We start from the raw sequence: 6,121 nt of genomic DNA, 5'->3' as shown, positions 1-6,121 counted from the left end.
CCCCACCCGCGCGGGTGGGGCCCCGGCCTCCTTCGCCCCCGGACGAGCCGTGCCGGCCGGCCTCAGCCCTTCCAGCTGCGGACGACGCTGCCGTCCCGGACGGTGAAGTTCAGCCGTCCGGCCACGTACTCCATGGTGATGACCGCGTCCGGCGGGAGGGTCCGCACGGTGGTCCAGCCGCGGTCGCGGGCCTGCTGTTCGGCGGCCCGTACGTCGAGCCCGACATAGGTCTCGGGGTCGTCGTCCGGGGTGCGCGGGGATGTGGGTACCGGTGCCATGGCAGCCACCGTACGGCCAGGCCCCGGCAGCCGGAAGTCCCGGCCAGGTCGTGGCGCCGTCACACCTGTGTCACAACCCTCCGGAGTCCTTTCCCCGTTCCCGGCGGCCCTCCGGGAACGCCCTCAGGGGCGCGGGGAAACCGGCGGCGAATGTTTCTCGCTTTTCCCGGAGAGGGAACGGGAAAAGCATTCGGAACCCATACGCCGGCCATGGCAGCGGAAGTTTCCACGGCCTCTCAGTTTCCCTTCGGCAGACACCTGTTCAGCCCCGGCTCCACGGTTGTCCGGGTCCAGACGGGACTCATGACGGAGACGAAGAGCGACGACGGAGAGGAAGCGGTGGAGAGCGGCCGGCGCGCCCCCTGCCCTCCGGTGCCCCGGGCCTCCCGCCCGTCCCTCAGCCCGCGCCCCCGCCCTCCCGGGCCGCCGCCGCGGCCCGGACGAGGCGTTCTCCGAGCGAGCTGATGTGGTCGTTCAGTTCGGCGGGGGCACGCACCTCGAAGTCGAAGCCCAGCGTCACGATGTGGAAGGCCAGTTCCTCCAGGCCGTGCGCGCCGGTGCGCAGCAGACAGCGGTCCGCGCCGACCGGCTCCAGCACTCCCACCGTGGGCGGGATCCGCTCGGCCGCCCGGTCGGCCGGGGCATGCAGCAGCACGGTGGCCCGGTGCGCGTACGCCGCCGTGGAGATGCCCTCGGAGACGTACGCCGCCCAGTCCTCGGCGGGCGGCTCGCGCGGGGTGAAGCGCGGGCCGTGCGGCGGGGTCAGGGTGATGCGGTCGGCGCGGAAGGTGCGCCAGTCGGCACGGCCGGTGTCCCAGGCCACCAGGTACCAGCGGTGGCTGCTGCACACCAGGCGGTACGGCTCGACGCCGCGCCGGGAGTCCGCGCCGTCGTGTCCCCGGTAGGTGAAACGCACCTCCTGGTGGTCACGGCAGGCGTGCGCCAGCTCGGTGATGGTGTCCACGTCGACGGTCGGCCCCCGGCGGCCGCCGAGCGGGTCGGTGAAGGCGGTGAGCGCGGCCACCCGGCGGCGCAGCCGGTGCGGGAGCACCTGCTCCAGTTTGGCCAGGGCACCTACCGAGGACTCCTCGATGCCCTCCACCGCGTTGCCCGCGGCCGTGCGCAGACCGACGGCGACGGCCACGGCCTCGTCGTCGTCCAGCAGCAGGGGCGGCAGCTGGGCGCCGGCCCCGAGCCGGTAACCGCCGGCCGTGCCGGTGGTGGAGTGCACGGGGTAACCCAGCTCCCGCAGCCGGCCGATGTCGCGGCGCACGGTCCGCGGGGTCACCGCCAGCCGGTCGGCCAACTCGGTGCCGGACCACTCGCGGTGGGCCTGGAGCAGGGACAGCAGGCGCAGCAGACGCGCCGAGGTCTCCATCATGGCGGCGAGTCTGCCACCGCTCGCGGACAGCGGTGGTCCGCGAGGCGCCCCGGAGGGCGCCCCGCGGACATCTTGGGACGGTCGCCTCCTACCAGCGGTACCAGCGGGACCTCGTGCCGCCGGTTCCCGTGGAACGGAACAGGAATCCGAGCAGCCACACCACGAGCACCACGACGGCGATCCACCACAGCACTTCGAGGGCGAACCCCGCTCCGAAGAGCAGCAGGACCAGCAGCAGTACGAGCAGCCAGGGAGCCATGCCTCACACCTCCGTCCGTACTGGTGCCCGGGAACGGCTGTCCCACACGGGCCGCCTCCCCGCCCCGGGGGCCGTGGTCCCGGAGCGGTCAGGAGGCTTTCCGAGCCGCCCGTTCCAGCCGCACCGACAGGTCGTTGGCACCGGTGTAGTACGGGCGGGCCCGTACCGTCCCGCTTCCGTCCTCCTCCCCGTCCGCACCGGCCCGGGGGACGGGCACGGGCCGGGCCGGATAGCGGATGACCCTGTGCTTGTCGATGATGTCGTCGAGGATCCGGGCGATGCGCACCGGTCCGGCGTCCCCGCCGGGCCGCAGCCACAGCTCCCACTCGTCCCCCGCGCCGGGCTCCCGGAGCAGATCGCCGTAGGCCAGCCGCGCCGTGAAGTCCGCCGTGCCCTCCCGGTCGACCGGTGCGGTGACGAGTGGTCCGGCGGCGCCCCGGGGGCGGGCCTCCAGCCGTGCCCCGGAGGTGAGTTCGGCGCCGTACAGCCGTCCGTGCAGGGTCACGCCGCCGTCCGCGGGCCAGACCTCGCCCGCCTCGGCGTGCGGCTCGCGCAGCCAGGTGCGCAGCGAGAGGTTGCCGTACTTGGTGGTGTACGGGACGCGCACCCCCGGCCGGGCCCGGCCGGGGGGCGGGGCCTGGTCGACCAGCGCGCGCAGGTCGTAGCAGCCGGGCAGCAGCCGCCGCGGTGCGCCCCCGTCGAGCACCAGGAAGACGTCCCAGCGCCCCTCGGCCAGCCGTACCGCGTCGGACAGGGTGGCGCGCAGCACCGTGGCGCCGGGGGCGCCGGAACACGCGGAACCCCCGGGTCCCGCGGAACCGGCCGGATCCCCGGAGCCGCCGGGGAGCGGCACCAGCGGAAGCCGCACCGTCTCCTCCGGGTCGGACTTGCGCAGCCGCAGCAGCAGGGCGGCGTCCCACCGCTCCGCGGTGCCGGGCAGGGTGATGTCGAAGCCGATGCCGCCCTCGCCGTCCGCCGTGCAGTCGGCCCGCGGTGCCGTCGCTCCGGTGCTGCCGGGGGCGCCGGGCGTGCCGGCGGGGCTGCGGGTGGTCGCGGTCATGCGGTCCCTCCTCTTCTCAGGGCGGTCCGGCAGACGCGGGCGGCGGTGTACGTGGTGGTGTACGCCCCGCCGAGCAGGGCCCCCCGGGTGCGGTGCAGGGAGACGCGCAGCCTGCCCCGGCGGCTCCGTCCGCCGCGCGCGACCAGGTCGGCGAAGAGCGAGGAGTAGATCTCGCCGATCCGCGCCGGGTCGTAGCGCGCGGCGGACTCGGTCGCGGCGCCCGCCATCCGCCGCCGCAGTTCGTCGTCGCCGATCAGTTCCAGCAGGGCCCCGGCGATGGCGTCGACGTCCCCGGTGGGCACCAGGCGGCCGTCCACCCCGTCGGTGATGATCTCGCCGGGTCCGTGCGGACAGGCCGTGGCCACGACCGGCAGCCCGCAGCCCATGGCCTCGACGATCGTCATGCCGAAGGACTCCAGGCTGGAGGTGACGGCCGCGACCGAGCCCTTGATCCACTCGGACTCGATCGGGTGGGCCGGTCCCATCAGGAACGCGTGGTTGTACAGGCCCAGCTTCTCCACCAGGGCACGCAGCTTCGCCTCCTCGCGGCCGCCGCCGTAGAGCCGCAGCCGCCAGTCGGGACGCTGGGCGACGACCTTGGCGAAGGCCCTCAGCAGCACGTCGTACCGCTTGGCCGGGGCCAGCCGCCCGGCGGCGATCACCCACTTGCCGGTACCGTCGGCGGGCTTCACACGCGGCGCGGGCACCCCGTTCGGCACCGACTGCACCCGTACGCCGGGCAGGCGCATCATGCGCCGGTAGTCGCGGGCGTCGGCCTCGGTGACGGTGGTGAGGGCGTCCAGCCGCGGATAGGCACCGCGCAGGGTGGCCCGCAGACCGCGCGAGTGGGTGGCCAGCGTCAGGTGCTCCTGGCCGACGCGCACCGGCCCCCGGGGGGTGCGCAGCGCGATCATCGTGTTGAGGCCCGGCCGGGTGCCGACGACCACGTCCGCGCCGGTGGTGGCCAGATGCCGGGTGATCCGGCGGTCGGTGAGCGCGCTGTACTTGTCGTGGTTGCCGTCGGTGTCCGGGAACAGCCGGCTCGGCCGGGCGTGCTCGGGGTCGGCGCCGACGTAGTCGGGGCTGTGTTTGCGCATGTCGACCAGATGCCGCAGACGCACCCCGGGCCCGAGGTCGAAGACGGGCCGGTCCCGGTGCCGGAACACCGAGACGATCTCCACGTCGTGCTGCTCGGCGAGCGCACCCGCGAGGTTGAACGTGGTACGGATCGTTCCGCCGATGCCGTACCCGTGGTGCAGTAGAAAAGAGATATGCATTCGTCTCCGTGTCCCACGGAAGTCGCGGCGGCAGGCCGCCCCTGCTGATGGTGGTCGTGTCCCACCCGGGAGGACACCCGGCGTTCACCGGAGGTTGACTCAGCGGTCGCTCCGTTCCCGGGTGTCCCGGCCATTGTGGGCAGGGCCGGGGAACGCGGCGGCCGATCCGGCCACCCCAGAATGCCCCGGAACGTCTGGCTCCGCAGCCGATGACCGGGGCGTGTCCCCCGACTTTTCCGCCGGAACGCATACCGTCCCGGGCCGCCGCCACCGCTCGGAGCCCGGCGGGACGGCGGCAGCGGGGACCGGTCGCGCGGCCGACGGCACGGACGGTGGCACCGGCCGGGGCCCGCCGGCTGTTCCGGGGGCGGCTCCCGTCCGGAAATCGCCCCCGTCACCCGGTCCCCCCCTCACGGCGACGGGCACCCCGTCGATTCCCCTTCCTCGCGCGTGTCCTGACGGGGCGCGAACGAACCGGCGCACGTCTCGCCACGCGCATCCACCGGGCCGCCCCCGCTCCCCCCGGTACGTGACCACCGCCCCCGGTCAACCGTTGTTCACGGGAACCAGAACCGAACGCCAGGAGTCCACCCGTGTCCCCCATGCTCGATGTCAGCGACGACGTCCGCGCCGAGATCGGCGACGAGGAGGCCGCCCGGCTGCTCGCCGGCGACAGCGCCCCCGACACCTACGACTGCACCTCCTGCCGCGCCCCGGGCGACATCGAGCAGGAACGCACCAGCACCGTGCTCTTCGTGGGCGGGGAGACGGCCGTGCTCGCCTTCGCCCACGCGAGCTGCATCCCGTCCCAGGTCGTCACCGTCTCCGAGGAGCAGCTCCGGGACGCGGTGCGCACCTTCGCCGGGGGGCGGCGGGGGAGCGGCGCCCCGGGCATCCCCTCCCCGGCCGCCGCGCCCGACTCCACGGCCGGCCGGCCGGCCGAGAACACGGCGGGCCGCGACGAGTCCGCGCCCCGGCCGGCCGTCCTGGGTGTCACCTGCGGTCAGGTGCTCATCGACGACCAGCTCCACCCGGCACTCGTCATCGAGCCCACCGCGCCGATCGCCCGGCCCGGCTCCGAGGGCTCCGGAGACGATTTCCTGCCGCTGCTGGCCGAACAGGGCTTCCTGCCCGTCGAGGACGTCGCCCGGGCGCCGCTCCCGGTCACCGGCTGGTCCGTCCTGCTCGCCGTGGGGCGGCTGCATGCCATCCTCCAGCCCGGTGTCGCCGGCGGGCGGCCCACCTCCTGGTGGCAGGCGCACCAGCCGCTGCCGGTCACCGACGAGTGGCGGGCGGCGGCCCACCGGACCCGTACCGTCCTCGTCTACGCCGCCCCGGTGGGCGCCATCGGCCAGCAGCCGCGCGAGGACCTGCTGCGCGAGGCGCTGGAGAAGGCGGCGGCACAGGGCGTGCTGGTGGCCGCCGCCATGCCGGTGACGGGCTCCTGACCGCCGGCTGTTTCCCCCGCGCGGCCCCGCATCCGCCGGGCCGCGCGGTCGTTGGCAGTGATGTGCAGCCTTACGAACCTTCCGGCGCCCACCGCCCGCATCTCGACCGCGGACGGATCCCGGCGATGCGCCCCCCGCACGAGCCCATGTCGGGCCACTGGTCGGCCACTCCGATCTACGACTCGCTGTACGCCGAGTACCGGCGGCTGTTCCGGGCCCTGCCCGGGGACCGGACCGGCGAGGAGGAGCTGCGGTTCACGGGTTTCGGCACCGGTACGGCCCGCTGGGACGGCGGGCGGCACGGCGGTGACCGCCTCCCCGCCCTGCCGCCCGCACCGCGGGACGGCCGCCGCCCCGGCCGGTGACCCCGGCCGGTGCCCCGCGGGCCGCGGGCCCGGGCGGCCGGCCCGGTCGTCCG

The 6,121-nt window shown here is 75.1% G+C and carries 7 protein-coding genes; 2 read left to right on the top strand and 5 right to left on the bottom strand.

Annotation, left to right across the window (positions count from 1 at the left end; translation table 11 throughout):
• Positions 1 to 62: 62 nt before the first annotated feature.
• The 5 genes from V1L54_RS28270 to V1L54_RS28250 all read right to left on the bottom strand — a co-directional run bounded on the left by V1L54_RS28270 (position 63) and on the right by V1L54_RS28250 (position 4,255).
• The gene (locus V1L54_RS28270; protein ID WP_330121002.1) at positions 63 to 278 is read right to left on the bottom strand and encodes an I78 family peptidase inhibitor; all 216 of its coding nucleotides are present in this window, start codon (positions 276 to 278) and stop codon (positions 63 to 65) included.
• A 397-nt stretch (positions 279 to 675) separates the two neighbouring features.
• Positions 676 to 1,659, bottom strand: a complete 984-nt coding sequence (locus tag V1L54_RS28265) for a helix-turn-helix transcriptional regulator (RefSeq protein ID WP_330121001.1) — start codon at positions 1,657 to 1,659, stop codon at positions 676 to 678.
• An 88-nt stretch (positions 1,660 to 1,747) separates the two neighbouring features.
• Positions 1,748 to 1,918, bottom strand: coding sequence for a DUF5670 family protein (locus V1L54_RS28260; RefSeq protein WP_330121000.1), 171 nt, complete (start codon positions 1,916 to 1,918; stop codon positions 1,748 to 1,750).
• A gap of 88 nt (positions 1,919 to 2,006) precedes the next feature.
• Positions 2,007 to 2,978, bottom strand: a complete 972-nt coding sequence (locus V1L54_RS28255) for a hypothetical protein (protein WP_330120999.1) — start codon at positions 2,976 to 2,978, stop codon at positions 2,007 to 2,009.
• A complete protein-coding gene (locus V1L54_RS28250) occupies positions 2,975 to 4,255 on the bottom strand; it encodes a glycosyltransferase family 4 protein (protein WP_330120998.1) in 1,281 nt (426 codons plus the stop codon). The genes V1L54_RS28255 and V1L54_RS28250 overlap by 4 nt, the downstream gene beginning before the upstream one ends.
• Positions 4,256 to 4,848: 593 nt before the next feature.
• On the opposite strand from V1L54_RS28250, the gene V1L54_RS28245 reads away from it, so the two are divergent.
• Entirely contained in the window at positions 4,849 to 5,703 is an 855-nt protein-coding gene (locus V1L54_RS28245; RefSeq protein WP_330120997.1) for a DUF8842 C-terminal domain-containing protein, read from the top strand.
• Between the two features lie 125 nt (positions 5,704 to 5,828).
• Entirely contained in the window at positions 5,829 to 6,068 is a 240-nt protein-coding gene (locus tag V1L54_RS28240) for a hypothetical protein (protein WP_330120996.1), read from the top strand.
• Positions 6,069 to 6,121: the final 53 nt, after the last annotated feature.

The organism is Streptomyces rubellus, assembly GCF_036323805.1.
In the GTDB taxonomy this organism is placed as follows: domain Bacteria; phylum Actinomycetota; class Actinomycetes; order Streptomycetales; family Streptomycetaceae; genus Streptomyces.
The sequence above is the reverse complement of the archived record's forward strand: the minus strand, read 5'-3'. Positions and strand labels throughout refer to the sequence as shown.

Coding starts and splice junctions, on each gene's coding strand:
- V1L54_RS28270 (WP_330121002.1), bottom strand. CDS start 278: ATGGCACCGGTACCCACATCCCCGCGCACCCCGGACGACGACCCCGAG.
- V1L54_RS28265 (WP_330121001.1), bottom strand. CDS start 1,659: ATGATGGAGACCTCGGCGCGTCTGCTGCGCCTGCTGTCCCTGCTCCAG.
- V1L54_RS28260 (WP_330121000.1), bottom strand. CDS start 1,918: ATGGCTCCCTGGCTGCTCGTACTGCTGCTGGTCCTGCTGCTCTTCGGA.
- V1L54_RS28255 (WP_330120999.1), bottom strand. CDS start 2,978: ATGACCGCGACCACCCGCAGCCCCGCCGGCACGCCCGGCGCCCCCGGC.
- V1L54_RS28250 (WP_330120998.1), bottom strand. CDS start 4,255: ATGCATATCTCTTTTCTACTGCACCACGGGTACGGCATCGGCGGAACG.
- V1L54_RS28240 (WP_330120996.1), top strand. CDS start 5,829: ATGCGCCCCCCGCACGAGCCCATGTCGGGCCACTGGTCGGCCACTCCG.